Source organism: Amycolatopsis sp. NBC_00348, assembly GCF_036114655.1.
Classification (GTDB): domain Bacteria; phylum Actinomycetota; class Actinomycetes; order Mycobacteriales; family Pseudonocardiaceae; genus Amycolatopsis.
This window is the reverse complement of record NZ_CP107994.1, coordinates 10015888-10032799: the sequence shown is the minus strand read 5'-3', so window position 1 is coordinate 10032799 and position 16912 is coordinate 10015888. Positions and strand designations below refer to the sequence as shown.

Genomic DNA, 16912 nt, shown 5'->3' with positions numbered 1-16912 from the left:
GCTACCGGTCGTGAGTGGTAATGAGGGTTAGAACCCTCATTACCACTCACGACAACCGGCACCGACCGCTCAGACGAAGTGGGCTTCGACGTGGCCCAGCGTGCCGAAGTCGGCGAGCACGTGGCCGCCCGCGTGGATCGGGCACGGCGGGGTCGCCGTGCCGGTCGTCACTACGTCGCCCGGGCGGAGGCGGTGGCCCGTGCGGGCCAGTTCCGTCGCGAGCCAGTGCAGCGCCAGGCGCGGGTCGCCCAGGACGAGGCCGCCGTGGCCGCGGGCGAACTCCGCGCCGTCGGCGTGCAGGACCACCGCGTGGCCCGGCAGGTCGAGGTCGCGCCAGCCCGGTACGGCCCGTCCTTCGACGAACCGGCCCGCGCACGCGACGTCCGCCAGCAGCTGCGGGCCGCCCGCGTGCCGGTGGTCGGTGTAGCGGCTGTCCGGCATCTCGAGCGCCAGGAACATCGTGTCGACCGCGTCGAGCACCCCGCCGAGCGACGGCGCCGGGCCCGGGTCGGCCTTCAGCCGGAAGGCGAACTCCGGCTCGGCGACGCCCATCGTCATCGTGTCGGCCGGCACCGGCGGGCCTTCGAGCTGGTGGAACCGCTCGAACAACGCGCCCGGCAGCGGCCCGGGGACACCGAGGTGCTGCTGGGCGTACGCCGTGGTCGCGGCGATCTTCCAGCCGCTCACCGGGCCGGCCAGCGCGGCCAGCGCGGTCTGGGCCGCCATGCCCTCGGCGGCGTCATGCGGGCGGACGTCGGCCGGGAGCCCGTCCAGCCGCTCGCCGGTGCGCCACGCGTCCCAGAGCAGCTCCGCCGCCCGCTCGTGCTTCACGCCCGTGATCTTGCCAACCGGAACACCGGGTGTCGATCGGCTTCCGTCTGGAACGCCTCGACGGGGCCGCTGCCCTTGGCGTCGAAGTACGGCGCGGTGACCGGGATCTGCCGCACGTAGGCCTGCAGCACCGGCGCCGCGGTGGCGGCGTCGGCCTCCTCGACCTCCCACGTCTCGGTCTTGCGGCCGCGGCTCAGCCGGGCGACGGCGTCGGCCCGCAGGTTGTGCACCCAGGCGACGGCGCCGTAGGGCGCGACGAGCCACCGGTCGCCGCCGACCTCGACGACGTTCACCGGTGTCGTGCGCTCGAGACCGCTCTTGCGGCCCTTCGTCGTCAGCAGCACGCCGCCCTTGCCCGCGGCCGGGACGCCGCGCGCGAGCAGCGGCTTCACCAGCGCGTTGACGGTCTTCCGCAGCGTTCCCAGCCGGTACTCCCTGGCCATCATGGGTGCATAGCGTAGGCCCCGGAGAGGTCGCGGACGAGCGCCCAGACGGCGTCGAAGCGCTCGGCGTCGACCACCGGCTTGCGCAGCGCCGCCAGCGCGACGGCCTGCTGGGCCTCGGTCGAGCTCGGCTTCCCGTTCAGGTCCACCGCGGCGAGGCTGAAGTCCTGCACCAGCACCGCGAAGATCTGGTCGACGACCTGTTCGTCGAGCCCGGTGATGCCGGCCTGCTCCAGGATCAGCTGGCCGTAGACGACGAGGGTGAACAGCTCGGTGAGCGCGAGGCCGAAGTCGAGGTCGGCCTGCTGGGCCTCGTCCGGCGTCGCCTCGGTGAGCAGCTTCACCAGCGCGCCGGCCTGCTCGGTGAACAGCGCGACGTTCGGGATGTGCGACGCCTGCGCGTACGCGGCCCGCCAGTCGTGGAAGCGGACCTTCGACAGCCCGCGCGCCGGGCCCTGGCGGAAGAGGAACTCGTCGTCCGCGGCGTCGGTGCGGGTCGGCACCGGGGCGTACTCCTGCGGCGAGAACAGGTACGCGGGCATGAACTTCGCGATCAGCGCGAGGTTCACCGCGACCGTGCCTTCGAGCTTCGGCAGGCCGTCGATGTCGTTCTTGGCCATCGCGAGGTAGGTGTCGGCCTCGAAACCCTTGGCCGCCACGACGTCGGCGACCAGGCCGATGACCTTCTGCGCCTCGGTGGTCACCTTCATCTTGGTGATCGGGTTGTAGAGCAGGTAGCGGCGGTCGTCCGCGTGCGCGCTGCGGAAGTAGTCGACAGCGCGGTCGGAGAACAGCTTCATCGCCGTCAGCCGCGCGTAGGCCTCGACGAACTCGCGGCGGACGTGCGGGAAGTTCGTGACCGGCTTGCCGTAGAGGACGCGGTTGTGCGCGTGCGTGATGGCCTCGTACAGCGAGTGCGTCGCCATGCCGATGCCGCCGAAGCAGAGGTTGAACTTCCCGATGTTGACCGTGTTCAGCGCGGCGCTGAAGGCCTCGGCGCCGACGTGCAGGAGGTCCTCGGCGTGCACCGGGTAGTCCTCGAGCCGGAACTCGGCGACGTACATCTGCGACGGCACGACGTTCTTCACCACGTGGTAGTTCGGGTGCTCGGCGTCGGCGTAGAAGAAGACGTACTGGTCCGGGCCCTCGACGCCGTCGATCCGGCCGAACACGGCGACCGTGCGGGCGACGTTGCCGTTGCCGATGTAGTACTTCGAGCCGGTGGCGCGGTAGCTGTCGCCGTCCTTGGTCAGCACCAGGTCGGAGGAGTAGATGTCGGCGCCGTGGTCCTTTTCGGACAGTCCGAACGCGCCGACGCCACCGGCGTCCAGTGCGTCCGCCGCGCGCTTGCGAGCGACGTCGTTGCCGCTCTGCCACACCGGTCCCAGGCCGAGGATCGTGACCTGCCAGGGATACCAGTAGTTCAGCCCGTAGAACCCCAGGATTTCCGACAGCGCGGCGACGCGGCTGGTGTCCCAGCGCTTGTCCGGGTTGCCGTCGGCGTTCGCGGCGGGGGTCAGGAAGGTCGAGAACAGGCCCTCCTTGCCGGCGAACTCGAGGAAGTCCGCGTAGAAGGTGCGCGCGTGGTAGTCCTCGGCCAGCTTCGCCTTGCCGCGCTGCTCGAACCAGTCGATGGTGGCCCGGAGCAGCCGGCGCGTTTCGGCGTCGAAGTGGGCCGGGTCGTACTCGTGCGGGTTCAGCAGCATGGGGTGAGCCTCCTTGATTACCGACCGGTAACTTAGCAAGGCGATCCTGGTGCGGGCAATCTCACTAGGAGTACGTCACTCGCGTTGGGTACACTGATCTTGCGGGCCGCTCAGTTCTGCCTCGGCCCGCTGCTGTTGTCGACTACCACGCGCCGCGGCCGTTGACCGGTCTGCGCCGGGCAGGACAACCCTTCTCAGGTTATGGAGACCAGGGCGCAGCCGCGCCCGCATGCACTTATGAGCACATTCGCTGAACTCGGCCTGCCCACCACGCTCGTGGACGCGCTGGCCGCTCAGGGCGTCACCGAGCCCTTCCCGATCCAGGCGGCGACCCTGCCGCACACCCTCGCCGGGCGTGACGTGCTCGGCCGCGGCCGGACCGGCTCCGGCAAGACCTACGGCTTCGTGCTGCCCGTGCTGGCCCGCCTCTCGGCGGGGCCGACGCGGCGCAAGCCCGGCCGTCCGCGCGCGCTGATCCTGGCGCCGACCCGTGAGCTCGCGACGCAGATCGAGGCGTCCATCCTGCCGCTGGCCAAGCCGCTGGGCCTGCGCACGACCACCATCTTCGGCGGCGTCTCGGCCAACCCGCAGATCACCAAGCTGCGCGACGGCGTCGACATCGTCGTCGCCTGCCCCGGCCGGCTCGCCGACCACATGCGCTCCGGGCACGTGAAGCTCGACGCCATCGAGATCACCGTGCTCGACGAGGCCGACCACATGGCCGACCTGGGCTTCCTGCCCGAGGTGCGGCGGATCATGGACGCGACGCCGTCCCGCGGCCAGCGGATGCTGTTCTCCGCGACCCTGGACAACGGCGTCGACGTGCTGGTCAAGCGCTTCATGAGCAACCCGATCACGCACAGCGTCGACTCGGCGCAGTCGCCGGTCTCGACGATGGAGCACCACGTGCTGCACCTCGAGGAGACCCACCGGCTGCCGGTGCTGGTCGACCTCACCGCGGCGCCGGGCCGCACGCTCGTGTTCACCCGGACGAAGAGCCGCGCGAAGGCGCTGACCCGCAAGCTGGTCGCGTCGGGCGTCCCGGCCGTCGAGCTGCACGGCAACCTCGGCCAGAACGCGCGCACGCGCAACCTCGAGGCGTTCTCCTCGGGCGCGGCCAAGACGCTGGTCGCGACGGACATCGCGGCCCGCGGCATCCACGTCGACGACGTCCGGCTGGTCATCCACGCCGACCCGCCGGTCGAGCACAAGGCGTACCTGCACCGCTCGGGCCGCACCGCGCGCGCCGGCGCGTCCGGCACGGTCGTCACGCTGATGACCGACGAGCAGGTCCGCGACGTCCGCGACCTCACCCGCAAGGCCGGCATCAAGCCGACCACCACCCAGCTCGGCCCGGGCCACCCGCTGCTGGCGGAGCTGGCCCCGGGCGAGCGGTCGTTCACGGCGGCGCCGAAGCGGCCCCCGGTGGACAACCGCCCGAAGAAGGTCACGGCTTCGGGCGCGGCCCGCCCGGCCCGCGTGCGCGACGGCGACGAGCGCCCGGCCCGCGGCGGACGCCACGGTGGCGCGGGCGCGCCGAAGGAGAACCGCGGCGGCCAGCGGGCCCGGGCGAACTCCCAGTCCCGCCGCGACGACCAGCCGCGTTCGGACCGCCGCACGCAGTCTTCGGAGCCGGGCCGCGGTTCGGGTTCGGGCCGCAGGTCGGGCGCGCCGGCGGCGGCCGGAGCTTCGGGCTCAGCCGACCGCCGCGGTTCCGGCGGCGGCGGTCGCCGTGGCGGCGCTCCTGCTGCGGGCGCCGGCGCCGGCCGGTCTGGTGGCGCGGCGGCGTTCTCCTCGGGCACCCGCGCGGGCGCCCGCCGAGGCCGCTGACCTTCGCAGATAGCTGATATCGACCCCCGGGCTGCGGCCCGGGGGTCGTTGTCGTTTGCACGGGCCGGCGCCGGTGGGTGGCCGAGGCCGGGCATCTGACTCCGGATCAGAAGGACCCCCGCACGTGGCGAGACACCGGCCCATGGCCGCATTCGCCCCTGGGCTCCGGCCCGGGTCGGATCGTCTGCACGGGCCGGCGCCGGCGGATGGCCGACGCCGAGTACCTGACTCCGGATCAGAAGGACCCGCTCGTGGCGAGGCACCGGCCCACGGCCGCACTCGTCCCCTGGGCTCCGGCCCAGGAGTCGAGTCGTCTGCACGGTGACGCAGCCGGCGGATGGCCGAGGCCGGGCATCGGGCTCCGGATCAGGAAGGACCCCGCTCGTGACGAGGCATCAGCCCACAGCCGCATTCGACCCCTGGGCACCGGCCCATGGGGTCGAGTCGTCTGCCCGGCGCCGGGCATCTGACCACAGACCAGAAGGCCCGCTCGCGCGCATCCCGCCCGCGTGAAGCATCGGCCCGCCACCGCGCCAACGGCTGTTCAGGCCCACCCTCGCGAAGGCAGCCCCCACCCAATCCCTGGGGGGCGGCCCCTGTCCAGTCTATCGGCTCTGACCTGCGAAAACCGTCGTCCGCGAAATCTGTGGACAACCGGACCCGATGTGGACAACTCCGCGGCGGGCCGGGTTGCGCGGCGATCACCGGGGTGCGGCCGCGGCCGTGGCATGCTCACGGCCATGGAGGACACGGAACTGGTGCAGACCGGGATCGGCCTGCTCGCGTCGGTCTACCGGCTTCGGCGGAACCTGCGCGACGGCAACGACGAGTCCGGCTCGAGCGGGTACCCCGAGCTGCTCGAAGGGGCGTTCGACTTCACCATGACCGCGGACATGAACGTCCCGGAGGAGCACGTCGCCGACGTTCAGCACATCGTCAACCAGGCCGTCGACCAGCTGGCGCACCGTCAGGAGGCCGTCATGCGCGGGCTGCTGATGGGGTTCGTCAAGGTCGTCGAGGCCTATGAGGAAGAGCAGCCCGAGCCAGACGTGCTGGAGGTCCTTCAGCAGCTTTCGCTCGAGGTGGCGACCGCCCCGCCGGAGGACTGACCGACCGGGTGGGTCAGGATCCGGCCCGTCCGGGGGCCGCCGACGCCGTCCAGGCCGTGCCACTCCTGGGCCACCAGGTACAGCGTGTCCTCGCTCAGCGCGCACGCGAAGCACCCGCGATCCAGCTCCACCCGCTCCAGGACTTCGCCGCCTTCGCGCACCCGGGTGCACGACTTGCCCGGGACGTCCGCCACCCAGATCGCGCCCGACGCGTCGAGGGCGATGCCGTCCGGGACGCCGTCGCCGAGGTCCGCCCACACCCGGCGCTCGCTCAGCGCACCGTCCGGTGACACTGTGAACGCCGTCAGCCGGTTCGCGTACGACTCCGCCACGACCAGCGTCGAGCCGTCCGGGGTCAGGGCCATACCGTTGCCGAACGCGATGTCGTCCGCGACCTGGCGAGCCACGCCGGCCGGCGAGACGTGCCAGACGCCGCCGGGGCGGAAGGGCTCCCCCGCCATCAGGTCGAAGCCGCCGCCGTTGACGTAGCAGCCACCGTCCGAAGCCACCACGATCTCGTTGAAGCCGGTCGAGCCCAGGTCGGCGTGGGTGGACAGGGAGCCGTCCCGGGACAACCGCAGCAGCAGGCCCTGCGACGACGAGACGATCAGCGGGTCGCCGTCCAGGAAGCCGAAGCACATCGGCATCGTCGGGAAGTCCGCGCGGAACACCACCTCGCGCTCGCCCGCCGGCGTGACCGCGACGATCTCGTGCGCCAGCCAGTCGGCGAACCACAGCCGGCCGTCGTGCCAGCGCGGGGACTCGCCGAACGCGATCCCGTCGATCAGCACCCCGGTCATCGCCACACCCCCAGCACCAGCGCCACGACCACGATCTTCACGAGCCAGTCGCCCGCGTGCAAGGCGGCCAGCCGCACCGGCACGTTCTCGTGCAGCACCGACCCGGCCAGGATCAGCACCGGGAAGCCCACCCAGAGCACCAGCGCCAGGCCGAGCGCACCCGCGACGCCGTCGACGCCGACCGCGGTGCTCAGCCCGGCGAACACCGTGACCAGCGCCAGGGTCCGGACGAACTCCGCCGCCATCTTCCACGGCGCGGGCCGCTCGGGCGCCGCCTCGCTCAGGCCGGCCCAGACCGTCCCGAACGCCGTGTACCAGGCGGAACTCACCACGAACCCCGCCACCGAGGCCACCAGCACAGCCACGACACCCATCGCCATCTCCTTCGCGCAGGACCTGCTTGCGAAGGGGACGTCGACGCCGTCGGCGGCGCTTCGACACGCCGCGCGGAAAAGTTTCTAGAGCGACGACGTGAGCCCGCGGGCCCGCAGCACCGAGCGCTCCAGCGGGCGGAACACGATCAGCTCGATCCCGACGCCGACCAGCAGGATCAGGAAGATCGCCGCGATCACCGTCTCGATGCTGTTGAGCGAGGAGCCCTGGTTCAGGTACGCGCCGAGGCCGACGCCCAGCTGCGGGGACAACGCGATCAGCTCGGCCGCCATCAGCGAGCGCCACGAGAACGCCCAGCCCTGCTTGAGCCCGGCGAGGAAGCCCGGCAACGCCGCGGGCAGCAGGATGTGCCGGGCCGACGACAGCCGGCCCGCGCCCATCACCTGGCCGACGCGCGGCAGGATCGGCGGGATCTGGTCGATGCCCGAGACCAGGCCGTTCGCGATCGACGGCACCGAGCCGAGCAGCACGACGAAGTAGATCGCGCCGTCGTTGATGCCGAACCACAGGATCGCGGCCGGCACCCACGCCACCGACGGCAGGCTCTGCAGCCCGGTCAGCAGCGGGCCGATCGCGGCCCGCACCACGCGGACCTTCGCGACGAGCAGCCCGAGCGGCGTGCCGAGGACGACCCCGGCGACGAAACCGAGCGCGGCGCGGTGCACCGACGTCCAGACGAACCCGAACACCTCACCGGTGACGACGTGGCTCCAGAACTCGTCCCAGACGGCGATCGGCGCGGGCAGCTGCGTCTCTGGCCAGAACGCCGCGGCCCACAGCAGCTGCCAGACGACGACCAGCACGACGAGCGCCAGCACCGGGGGCAGGAAACCCCAGGCGAACCGCTTCCAGAAGCTCGGACGGCGGTCGCCGACCGGGGTGTCGAGCGAGTCCAGTCCGGCGCCGACGGCGTCGAGGTCTTCGACGTCGGGGATGTCCCTGGCGGGCCGGTCAAGCTGCGGCATGGGTGCTGATCACCTCTCGCAGGTGCCCGGTGATCTCTTCGGTCAGCTCCTCGGCGTCGGCCAGCGGCACGTCCACCCACTCGCGCACGACCCGCCCGGGCCGCGACGACAGGAGCACCACGCGCTGCCCGAGCCGGACCGCCTCGCGCACGTCGTGGGTCACGAACAGCACCGACGTGCCGGTGCTGCGGTAGACGCGCAGCAGCTCACCCTGCAGGACGTCGCGGGTGATGGCGTCGAGCGCGGCGAACGGCTCGTCCATCAGCAGCAGCGCCTGCTCCGGGTCGCCGCCGACGCGCAGGGTCGCGGCCAGCGCGCGGGCCAGCGCGACGCGCTGGCGCATCCCGCCGGACAGCTCGTGCGGCCGCTTCGCCCCGGCGTCGGTCAGCCGGACCAGGTCCAGCAGCTCGGCGGCCTTCTCGCGGCGCTCGGCCCGGCCGAAGCCGGCCAGGCGCAGCGGCAGCTCGACGTTGCGCGCGGCGGTCAGCCACGGCATCAGCGCGGCCTCCTGGAACATCACCGCCGGCCGGGACGTCGTGAGCGTGATCTCCCCCGCCGACGGCGCGTCCAGGCCCGCGACCAGGTTCAGCAGCGTGCTCTTGCCGCAGCCGGACGCGCCGAGCAGGCAGACGAACTCGCCCGGCGCGACCGTCAGGTCGACGCCGTCCAGCGCGACCACCGCGCGCCCGCCCGTGCCGAACGTCTTGCGCACACCGTCCAGCCGGACCGCGGCCGTGCCGGTGTGCCCGGTCCGGCCACTCGGGAGGGTCGTGGTCATCGCAGGCTGCCTCTCCGGATCACTTGATGAGCTCGGGCGCGTTCACGGCGGGCTGGTTCTGGGCCTTGAGGACGTCGTTGAGCGGGCCGAAGTCGGCGAAGCCCTTCAGTGCGACGACGCTCTTCACGACGCCCGCGGTCACCGAGTCCTGCGCGAGCTGCGGGAACTCGGCGGGGATCGGGTCGGAGGTCAGCTCGATGTTCGAGAACGCGCGGTCGATGACCGCCGGGCTGAGGCTGCTGCCGGCCAGCTCCTTGAGCGCGCCGTTGACGACGGTCTTCGCGTCCGCCGGGTTGGCCTTCGCCCAGTCGATCGCGGCCAGCTGGCCCTTCAGCACGGCGCGGACGGTGTCCGGGTGCTCCTGCAGGAACTGGCTGCGCACGATGACGACGGTGGTCGGGAACCGGCCACCGGGCCACAGGTCCTTCTCGTCGACCAGGACCTTCGCGCCGGCGTCGAGGACCAGCCGCGACGACCACGGCTCGGGCAGCCAGCCGCCGTCGACCTCGCCCTTCTTGAAGGCGTCGAGCGTCTTCGAGTTGTCCAGGTTGGTGATCTTGACCTGGCCGGTCAGGCTCTTGCCGGCGAGGAACTTCTTGAGCGCGACGTCCTGGGTGTTGGCCAGCTGCGGGGTGGCGATGTTCTTGCCCTTGAGCGCGTCGACGCTGGCGATGTCCGGCTTGACGACCAGCTGCGCGCCGCCCGAGACCGCGCCGGAGATCAGCTGGATGGTGCCCTTGGACTTGGTGAAGGCGTTGATCGCCGGGCCGGAGCCGATGTAGGCGATGTCGAGGGAGTTGCCCAGCAGCGCGTTGACCTCGTCGGGGCCCGCGTTGAACGTCTGGGTGGTGAGCTTGGTCGAGCCCAGCTCTTGCTTGAAGAAGTCCTTCTTGACGCCGATCAGCGCCGGGGCGTGCGTGACGTTCGGGAAGAACCCGAGCCGGACCTCGGTGGCGGCGCCCGCGTTGGCGGCGGGGGCGGTGTTCTCCGCGGCGCGGGAACAGCCGGCGAGCACGCCCACGACGGTCAGGGCGGCGAACGCCGAGGCCAGGAAGCGGGTTCTGTGGTGGGAGCGCACGTCAGCGTCGCCTTTCACGGGGTCGATGTCGGGGGCGAGGTTCGCACGGTCACCCACTGGGGCGCATAGCCATCCGCATCCCGGGAAAACGAGTGAGATTCCTTGACATCGACGATTCATGCGCCTAAGTGCAACCTCCTGGGCCGCTCGCGCGTGGTGCTCACGACGACTTCCGAGGGGGAGCTGTGGAACCTGACGCGCGAAACCGGCTGACGAGCCAGCTGGTGCTGCTGATGTGGGCGGCTCTCGGACTGGGGCCGATCGGCGCCGACTGGCTGGAGACCACGGGCCTGGTCGAGTGGCCGGCCGTGGGGGCGGTCGCCGCGGCCCCGCTGCTGGGTCTGCTGGCCGGCCTGGCGGTCTGGGCGCTCTCCGGGAGGCCGCGCCCACGGGCCGCGTTCCTGCCGGACTGGGCGGCGGTGCCGTCCCTGGCCATCGGCCTGACGGGCCTGGTCACCGGCACGGCGTCGCGGGGTCACCTGTTCGTGTTGATCTTCCTGACGGTGCCGGCGTTGATCATTCTGCTGGTCGTCGCCATCGAATTGCGAAATGCGGGCAACCGGACGCGTCATCCGGACGTGGTACAGGTGACCACGGACTTGGGAGGGATGACATGACGAGCACCGCACACCGTGCCGGCCAGGGGGCCACCATCCGCGTGGCGCTGGTCGTTCTCTTCGTCGGGCTGGGCCAGGCGTCGTTCGAATGGCTCCGGTCGCTGGGGATGGACGCCGTGACGAGCATGGTCGTCTGGGCGATCCCGGTCGCCACCGCGGCGGCCGTTTCGCTCGTGCTGTGGCTGGCGTCGGACCGCGCGTTCGCGCTGCGGACCTGGCTGCCGGTCAGCTTGTGCATTCCGGTGTACCTGGGCGGCCTCTTCGGCCTGGCGACCGGCACGGCGAGCCTGGTGGCCTCGATCGTCAGCGGCGTCGGCCTGGGGATCACGGTCGTCGCCGTGGCCGGCCTGTACCGGGCCCGCCGCCAGGACGACGCCCGCGAACCGGCCCGCCAGTAGCGGATGTCCGTGAAGGCCTCCTTACCGGCTCTTATGGCCGGTAAGGAGGCCTTCACGGCTTTTCAGCGACGCAGGAGCAGGGAGACGTCGCCGAACTCGTGCCAGAGGTAGCGGCGCTCCACCGCCGCGTCGTAAGCCCGCTGGACCAGCTCCGGGCCGGCCACGGCCTCCAAGAGCAGCAGGTGGGACGCGTCCGGCGCGTGCAGGCCCGTGACGATGCCGTCGACGAACCGGGCCGGGCGGTCCGGGCCCAGGACCAGGTCCGTCCAGCCCTCGGCCGCGCCGACCGCACTGCCGTCGAAGGCCGACTCCAGGGCGCGGGCCGCCGTCGTGCCCACCGCGATCACGCGGCCGCCGCGGGTGCGGACCCACGAAACCAGCGCGGCGGTCGTCGCGGGGACCCGGAAGCGCTCGGCCTGGGGCGGCTCGCCGGTCTCCAGCGACGACACCCCCGTGTGCAGCAGCAGCGGCGCGACCAGCACGCCGTCGGTCACCAGGCGGGTGACCAGCGCGTCCGTGAACGGCCGGGCCGCCGACGGCATCTCGGCGCTGCCCGGCTCGCGGGCGAACACCGTCTGGTAGTCGCTCAGCGGCCACGCGCGCGGGACGTAGCCGTAGCGGATCGGACGTCCGCTCGCGGCCAGCAATCCGGGCACCAGGACCGACGCGGCCGCCCGCCACAGCCGTGCCTGACCCGGGACGTGCTCGGCGAGCAACGTCAGCGACGCGCCCCCGGGCAGGTCCAGGCGCTCTCCCGGCCGGCCGTCGAGCAGCGGGCCGCCGGGGGCGCGCAGCTCGACCACCCACGCGCCGTCGGCCAGCTCGGTCGAGAAGTGGACGACGACCGTGTGCCCGCCGCGCCGCGCGTCGACCGCGGCCGGCAGGGTGCCGGACGTGTTGACGACCAGCAGGTCGCCCGGCCGCAGGTGATCGCCCAGCGCGCTGAACACCGTGTGGTGCACCGCGGACGGGCTCGCGACCAGCAGGCGGACCTCGTCGCGCGCCACCCCGCGGGCTTCCGGTGGCGCCGACGCCGAGAGTTCGCCGGGCAGCTCGAACCGGACGCTCATGCGGGCACCAGCAGGTCGGCGGCGCGGTAGCGGCCGCTGGCCGGACGCTCGTCGAGCAGCCGCAAGAACGCCGGGACCGCCGTCCCGGGTAGCGGCCGGTCGGAGATGTCCTCGCCGGGGAAGGCGAGCTGGTGCATCGCGGTGCGCAGGTCGCCGGGGTCGACCGCGTAGACGGCCAGGTCCGGGTGCTCCGCGCCGAGCACGGCGGTGAGCTGGTCGAGCGCGGCCTTCGCCGAGCCGTAACCGCCCCAGCCTTCGTAGGCTTCGACGGCGGCGTCCGAGCTGACGTCGACGATCGTGCCGCCGGTCTTCGTCAGGGCGGGCAGCAGCAGCTGGGTCAGCGCGAGCGGCGCGAAGACGTTCACGCGGTAGACGTTTTCCAGCTCCGCCAAGGGATAACGGCCCAGCGGCGGCAGCGGGCTGACGCCGAGCGTGCTGGCGTTGTTGACGAGCAGGTCGAGCCCGGAGCCGACGGTGGCGGCGAGTGCGGCGCGGTGGTCCGGGTCGGCGACGTCGCCGGGGACGGGCGTGAAGCCCGCCTCCCGGGCCGCGGCGGTCAGCGCGGCCGCGTCCCGGCCGTCGCCGACGACCGTCCACTTGCGACTCACCAGGGCCGCGGCGAGGGCCTTCCCCAGCCCCGCCGAGGCGCCGGTGATCAGTGCGACTGGCATGGTTCCTCCTTGCAGGGGTACCACACCATCGTTGAACCTCTACATTAGTCGAGGTCAACAGGACGGCGGCCGCGCAGCAGGAAATACGCTGCCAGCGAAACGACGAGCCCGACGTAGTAGGCGAGATCGGCGCCGTGCAGGGCCGCGGCGACCGGGCCGGTGTAGAGCGACGTGTTCATGAACGGCACCGCCGCGCCGAAACCCGCGACGAACGCCACGACGGCGGCCCAGGGACGCGTGGTCGTCGCGGCCCGGACGTCCACGGATCGGCCGCCGCGGGTGCGCCGCAGCCAGTCCGGGAGCACGACGCCGAGGAACGGCGGGATCCAGTAGCTGACGAACAGCAGCACGTTCTGGAACTTCGCCGCCAGCTCGCCGCTGTGCATCCAGAGGATCAGCGCGAACGCGAGCACCGTGACGAGAACCGCCGACACCGGGCGCCGCAGCCGGACGCCGACGGTCTGCAGCGCCAGGGATCCGCTGTAGTCGTTCATCGCGTTGGACGACACGGCCGCGAGCGCGATCACCGCGAGGGCCAGCGAACCGAGGAAACCGCCGCCGAGCAACGTCGCGACGCCGGTCGCCGTCTGGTCGCCCAGCGACGACCCGAGCGCGAGCCCGAGGCCTTCGCCGATCGCGTACGACGCCGTCAGACCGAGCAGGGTGAACCAGAAGACGCCGCGCGACGACGTGTCCGCGGGCAGGTAGCGGCTGAAGTCCGAGGCGTACGGCGCCCAGGAGATCGCCAGCGACAACGCGATCGTCGAGAACAGCACGACGGCGCCGGTGTGGTCGCCGCCGGTGGCCGTGTCGGCCGTCGCGATCGGGTGTCCGGAAAGGACTTTCACGGCGAGCGCGGCGAACGCGAGCACCAGCAGCACGCTCATCACGGCCTGCACGCGGTGGATGAGCGCGTAGCCGAAGACGCCGAGCGCGCACTGCAGCACCAGCACGATCAGCACCGCGGCCCAGAACGGCAGCCCGGTCAGCTCGGCCAGCGCCTCACCGCCGAACAGCCCGACCAGCGCGTCCCAGGCGATGGAACCGAGCCACTGCACCAGGCCGGGCAGCACGACGCCGCCGCCGAACGGCAGCCGCGCGAGCGGGAGCTGGCCGGTGCCGGTGCGCGGGCCCCAGGTGGACAGGTAGGCCACCGGCAGCGATCCGAGGACCGTGCCGGCGAGCATCGCGACCAAACCCGTCCAGAAGCCGAGGCCGAGCGACGCGGCGAGGGTGCCGGTGAAGACCGCCGTCATGGTCAGGTTCGGCGCGAACCACACGCTGAACAACCGCCACGGCCGCCCGAACCGGTTGCTCTCCGGCACCGGCGTGATGCCGTGGGTTTCGATCGCCAGGTCCGAGCCCCCGGCGGGCATCCGCCCGCCGAAGACCTCGGCGTCGAGACCGCGTCCGCTCATGTCCTGCCTCCACTCGGGTGATCGAGGCAACCCTAGGGGATGCGTGATCACCCACCGGCCCGGCGAGCCCGCGATGTGCTTCGACGGTCAGTGGTGGTTGGTGTGGAAGGCCCAGGCGTCGGCGACGATGTCGCGCAGGTCGGGCCGGCCGGGCTGCCACCCCAGGTCCTTCCGGGCCTTCTCGCTGCTCGCGACGGTGACGACCGCGTCGCCGTCGCGCCGAGGGGCGAGCACCACGGGGATGGGGTGCCCGGTGACCTCGCGAACCGCTTCCACGACCTGCATGTTGGTGTAGCCGTTGCCGTTGCCCAGGTTGTAGATCTCGTGCCGGCCGGGCTCGATCGCCTCCAGCGCGAGCACGTGCGCCGTGGCCAGGTCCGCGACGTGGATGTAGTCCCGCACGCACGTGCCGTCCGGGGTCGGGTAGTCGTCGCCGTACATCTGCAACCGCTCCCGCTTGCCCGCCGCGACCTGCACCACGATGGGGATGAGGTGGCTCTCCGGGTCGTGCCGCTCGCCGAGGTCGCCGACCGCGCCCGCCGCGTTGAAGTAGCGCAGGCTCGTCGCGCCGAGGCCGAACGCCGCGGCTTCCGCGGACAGCATCAGGTCGACCATGAGCTTGCTGGCCGCGTAGGGGTTGCGCGGTTCCACCCTGGCGGTCTCGTCGAGCTTCTCGTCGCCCTCGCCCCGGTACATTGAACCGGTCGACGAGAAGATCAGGCGCCGGACGCGCGCCGCGCGGGCCGCTTCCAGCAGCGCGAGGGAGCCGCGCACGTTGACGTCCCAGTAGCGATCCGGCCGGGCAACGGACTCCGCGACCTCGATCCGCCCCGCGAAGTGGAGCACGCCGTCGAAGCCCGCTTCGGGCGTCAGCACCCGAGCCGCGTCGTGCACCGACAGCTGGTGGAAGGCCACGCTGTCCGGCACGCTCGCGCGGTGCCCGGTCGACAGGTCGTCGAGCACCTCGACCTCGTGCCCGGCCGCCAGAAGCGCTCGGGTCACCACACTCCCGATGTAGCCCGCACCGCCCGTGACCAGCAGTTTCACCGTGAAATCCTCCCTCGCCGAATGGTCAGGGGAGCTTAGCGACCCGGCCGGCCACGGGTGCGCGGCGCCGCACCGTGCCCGGACGGCCGCGCGGTGTAACGCGGCGGGCCGAACGGGCGAATCACGGTTAGCCGTCCGGGAGGGGTTCGCGTGGTGCAGCACCCCCGGACCGTCGTGCTGACCGGGCTGCTGAGCCTCGGCTTCGGCCTCGGCGTCACCGCGCTGACACTCAAGGTCGCCGACGGCAGCCACTCCGCGCTCGACACCGCGCTCAGCACCACCACCGGGTTCCTGTTCCTGCTCGCCGGCGCGGTCGCGCACGTGCGGCGGCCGGCCAACGCGATCGGCGTGCTCATCGCGCTCGTCGGCGTCGCGTTGTTCCTCGAAGACCTGCAGTTCACCGCGAACCCGGTGCTGTACACGCTCGCCGTGCCGCTGCGGGCCGCGTCCAGCCCGGTGATCGCGCACCTGGTGCTCGCCTTCCCGCAAGGCGGGCTCCGGTCGCGGTGGGAACGGCTGCTCGTGGCCGCGTCCTACCTGGTCGTGCTCGGCCTGGGGGTGCTCGGGCTGCTGTTCAGCGACGACCCGCGCGACCTGCCGGCGATCTCCGCCGACCACGACGGCCACGGCCTCGCCGACCGCGTCCTGGGACTGGCCGCCGCGGTGATCAGCGCCGGCGTCCTCGTGGTGCTGCTGTACCGGTGGCTGACCGGCCGGCTGCCCCAGCGGCGGCTGCTGTCGCCGGTGATCGCGATCGCCCTCGTGGGCGCCGCGACGTCGGCGGCGGGCACCGCGCTCGGGGACGCCAGCCCCCTGTCGGAGCCGCTGCTCGGGATCTACCGGATCGCGTTCTGCCTGTGGCCGCTGGCGTTCCTGGCCGGCGTGCTGCGCGCCCGCGTCGGCAACGCCGAGATGATCCGGCTGCTGCTGGAGCGCGACGGCACCGGGCTGGCGGCGCTGGTGCAGGACGACGAGGTGTGGAAGGACAGCCGCTCGATCGACGCGCTCAACGCGGCGGCCGGGCTGGTGCTGGACAACCAGCGGCTCACCGCCGAGCTCGAACAACGGCTGGCCGAGGTGCGCGCGTCGCGGGCCCGGCTCGTCGCGGCCGGCGACGAGGAGCGCCGCCGGCTGGAACGCGACCTCCACGACGGCGCGCAGCAGCGGCTGGTCAGCGTCGTCCTGCTGCTGCGGATGGCCAACCGCCGCGCGGAGCTGCCGCCGGCGGTCGGCGAGCTGCTGACGAGCACGGTCGACGAGCTGCAGACGGCGATCACCGAGCTGCGCGAGCTGGCCCGCGGCATCCGCCCGGCGATCCTCACCGAGGCGGGCCTGGTCGCGGCGGTGCGGTCGCTGGCGGACCGCGTCCCGATGGAGGTGGCGCTCTCGGTGGGCACGGTTCCCCGCCTCGACGCGGCGGTGGAGGCGACGGCCTACTACGTCACGTCGGAAGCGCTGACGAACACGTTGAAGCACGCGCGGACGGGCCACGCGGACGTCCGCATCGCGGTGGCCGGCGCCCAGCTGCGGGTCGAGGTGACGGACCGGGGCGTGGGCGGCGCGGACCCCGGCGGCGGCTCGGGACTGGCCGGGCTGCGCGACCGCGTCCAGGCCCTGGGCGGCGAGCTGTGCGTGGAGACCTCCGGGGAAGGCACGACGATCCGCGCGGCCATCCCCCTCGCAACGCGGCCCGAAACGCCGTGAAGGCCTCCTTACCGGCCGTAAGAGCCGGTAAGGAGGCCTTCACGGACCTCGATG

The 16912-nt window shown here is 72.5% G+C and carries 17 protein-coding genes; 5 read left to right on the top strand and 12 right to left on the bottom strand.

All coding sequences use genetic code 11. The features are described from left to right. Positions 1–69: 69 nt before the first annotated feature. From OHS58_RS45360 to OHS58_RS45350, 3 genes are read right to left on the bottom strand one after another with little or no spacing between them, the layout of a single operon-like run. Positions 70–831: a 2-keto-4-pentenoate hydratase gene (locus OHS58_RS45360; protein WP_328646378.1), complete on the bottom strand. Its 762-nt coding sequence runs from the start codon at positions 829–831 to the stop codon at positions 70–72. Beyond that, the gene (locus OHS58_RS45355; protein WP_328646377.1) at positions 828–1277 is read right to left on the bottom strand and encodes a nitroreductase family deazaflavin-dependent oxidoreductase; all 450 of its coding nucleotides are present in this window, start codon (positions 1275–1277) and stop codon (positions 828–830) included. Before OHS58_RS45355 ends, OHS58_RS45360 begins: the two co-directional genes overlap by 4 nt. Then, positions 1274–2980 carry an acyl-CoA dehydrogenase family protein gene (locus OHS58_RS45350; protein ID WP_328646376.1) on the bottom strand — a complete coding sequence of 569 codons (1707 nt, stop codon included), beginning with the start codon at positions 2978–2980 and terminating at the stop codon, positions 1274–1276. The genes OHS58_RS45355 and OHS58_RS45350 overlap by 4 nt, the downstream gene beginning before the upstream one ends. A 237-nt stretch (positions 2981–3217) precedes the next feature. On the opposite strand from OHS58_RS45350, the gene OHS58_RS45345 reads away from it, so the two are divergent. After that, positions 3218–4810: a DEAD/DEAH box helicase gene (locus OHS58_RS45345; RefSeq protein ID WP_328646375.1), complete on the top strand. Its 1593-nt coding sequence runs from the start codon at positions 3218–3220 to the stop codon at positions 4808–4810. Between the two features lie 740 nt (positions 4811–5550). Further along, entirely contained in the window at positions 5551–5919 is a 369-nt protein-coding gene (locus OHS58_RS45340; protein WP_326946756.1) for a hypothetical protein, read from the top strand. Here the strand turns inward: OHS58_RS45340 and OHS58_RS45335 are convergent. The 5 genes from OHS58_RS45335 to OHS58_RS45315 all read right to left on the bottom strand — a co-directional run bounded on the left by OHS58_RS45335 (position 5874) and on the right by OHS58_RS45315 (position 9933). Beyond that, on the bottom strand, positions 5874–6719 hold the full coding sequence (locus tag OHS58_RS45335; protein WP_328646374.1) for an SMP-30/gluconolactonase/LRE family protein: 846 nt from the start codon (positions 6717–6719) through the stop codon (positions 5874–5876). The two genes, OHS58_RS45340 and OHS58_RS45335, sit on opposite strands and share 46 nt — an antisense overlap. Continuing rightward, positions 6716–7093: a DUF1761 domain-containing protein gene (locus tag OHS58_RS45330; RefSeq protein ID WP_328646373.1), complete on the bottom strand. Its 378-nt coding sequence runs from the start codon at positions 7091–7093 to the stop codon at positions 6716–6718. Before OHS58_RS45330 ends, OHS58_RS45335 begins: the two co-directional genes overlap by 4 nt. Before the next feature lie 84 nt (positions 7094–7177). After that, the gene (locus tag OHS58_RS45325; protein ID WP_328646372.1) at positions 7178–8077 is read right to left on the bottom strand and encodes an ABC transporter permease; all 900 of its coding nucleotides are present in this window, start codon (positions 8075–8077) and stop codon (positions 7178–7180) included. Beyond that, complete coding sequence (locus OHS58_RS45320; RefSeq protein ID WP_247061646.1) at positions 8064–8855, bottom strand: ABC transporter ATP-binding protein; 792 nt, start codon at positions 8853–8855, stop codon at positions 8064–8066. Before OHS58_RS45320 ends, OHS58_RS45325 begins: the two co-directional genes overlap by 14 nt. A gap of 19 nt (positions 8856–8874) precedes the next feature. Beyond that, positions 8875–9933, bottom strand: coding sequence for an ABC transporter substrate-binding protein (locus OHS58_RS45315; RefSeq protein WP_326959848.1), 1059 nt, complete (start codon positions 9931–9933; stop codon positions 8875–8877). Positions 9934–10118: 185 nt separating this feature from the next. On the opposite strand from OHS58_RS45315, the gene OHS58_RS45310 reads away from it, so the two are divergent. Beyond that, on the top strand, positions 10119–10550 hold the full coding sequence (locus OHS58_RS45310) for a hypothetical protein (protein ID WP_328646371.1): 432 nt from the start codon (positions 10119–10121) through the stop codon (positions 10548–10550). Further along, positions 10547–10948, top strand: a complete 402-nt coding sequence (locus OHS58_RS45305) for a hypothetical protein (RefSeq protein WP_247061644.1) — start codon at positions 10547–10549, stop codon at positions 10946–10948. The genes OHS58_RS45310 and OHS58_RS45305 overlap by 4 nt, the downstream gene beginning before the upstream one ends. A 62-nt stretch (positions 10949–11010) precedes the next feature. Here the strand turns inward: OHS58_RS45305 and OHS58_RS45300 are convergent, their stop codons facing one another. The 4 genes from OHS58_RS45300 to galE form a co-directional block, all read right to left on the bottom strand. Continuing rightward, positions 11011–12018 carry an S-adenosylmethionine:tRNA ribosyltransferase-isomerase gene (locus OHS58_RS45300; protein WP_328646370.1) on the bottom strand — a complete coding sequence of 336 codons (1008 nt, stop codon included), beginning with the start codon at positions 12016–12018 and terminating at the stop codon, positions 11011–11013. Beyond that, positions 12015–12689, bottom strand: a complete 675-nt coding sequence (locus tag OHS58_RS45295) for an SDR family NAD(P)-dependent oxidoreductase (protein WP_328646369.1) — start codon at positions 12687–12689, stop codon at positions 12015–12017. Before OHS58_RS45295 ends, OHS58_RS45300 begins: the two co-directional genes overlap by 4 nt. A 44-nt stretch (positions 12690–12733) precedes the next feature. Continuing rightward, positions 12734–14107 (bottom strand): purine-cytosine permease family protein, encoded by a 1374-nt coding sequence (locus tag OHS58_RS45290; RefSeq protein WP_326955542.1) that lies wholly within the window; start codon positions 14105–14107, stop codon positions 12734–12736. Positions 14108–14194: 87 nt separating this feature from the next. Beyond that, a complete protein-coding gene (galE, locus tag OHS58_RS45285; RefSeq protein WP_328646368.1) occupies positions 14195–15154 on the bottom strand; it encodes a UDP-glucose 4-epimerase GalE in 960 nt (319 codons plus the stop codon). A 153-nt stretch (positions 15155–15307) separates the two neighbouring features. On the opposite strand from galE, the gene OHS58_RS45280 reads away from it, so the two are divergent. Further along, positions 15308–16858: a sensor histidine kinase gene (locus OHS58_RS45280; RefSeq protein WP_328649965.1), complete on the top strand. Its 1551-nt coding sequence runs from the start codon at positions 15308–15310 to the stop codon at positions 16856–16858. Positions 16859–16912 lie beyond the last annotated feature (54 nt).

Coding starts and splice junctions, on each gene's coding strand:
- OHS58_RS45330 (WP_328646373.1), bottom strand. CDS start 7,093: ATGGGTGTCGTGGCTGTGCTGGTGGCCTCGGTGGCGGGGTTCGTGGTG.
- OHS58_RS45300 (WP_328646370.1), bottom strand. CDS start 12,018: ATGAGCGTCCGGTTCGAGCTGCCCGGCGAACTCTCGGCGTCGGCGCCA.
- OHS58_RS45340 (WP_326946756.1), top strand. CDS start 5,551: ATGGAGGACACGGAACTGGTGCAGACCGGGATCGGCCTGCTCGCGTCG.
- OHS58_RS45355 (WP_328646377.1), bottom strand. CDS start 1,277: ATGATGGCCAGGGAGTACCGGCTGGGAACGCTGCGGAAGACCGTCAAC.
- OHS58_RS45290 (WP_326955542.1), bottom strand. CDS start 14,107: ATGAGCGGACGCGGTCTCGACGCCGAGGTCTTCGGCGGGCGGATGCCC.
- OHS58_RS45320 (WP_247061646.1), bottom strand. CDS start 8,855: ATGACCACGACCCTCCCGAGTGGCCGGACCGGGCACACCGGCACGGCC.
- OHS58_RS45345 (WP_328646375.1), top strand. CDS start 3,218: ATGAGCACATTCGCTGAACTCGGCCTGCCCACCACGCTCGTGGACGCG.
- OHS58_RS45305 (WP_247061644.1), top strand. CDS start 10,547: ATGACGAGCACCGCACACCGTGCCGGCCAGGGGGCCACCATCCGCGTG.
- OHS58_RS45295 (WP_328646369.1), bottom strand. CDS start 12,689: ATGCCAGTCGCACTGATCACCGGCGCCTCGGCGGGGCTGGGGAAGGCC.
- OHS58_RS45350 (WP_328646376.1), bottom strand. CDS start 2,980: ATGCTGCTGAACCCGCACGAGTACGACCCGGCCCACTTCGACGCCGAA.
- OHS58_RS45325 (WP_328646372.1), bottom strand. CDS start 8,077: ATGCCGCAGCTTGACCGGCCCGCCAGGGACATCCCCGACGTCGAAGAC.
- OHS58_RS45335 (WP_328646374.1), bottom strand. CDS start 6,719: ATGACCGGGGTGCTGATCGACGGGATCGCGTTCGGCGAGTCCCCGCGC.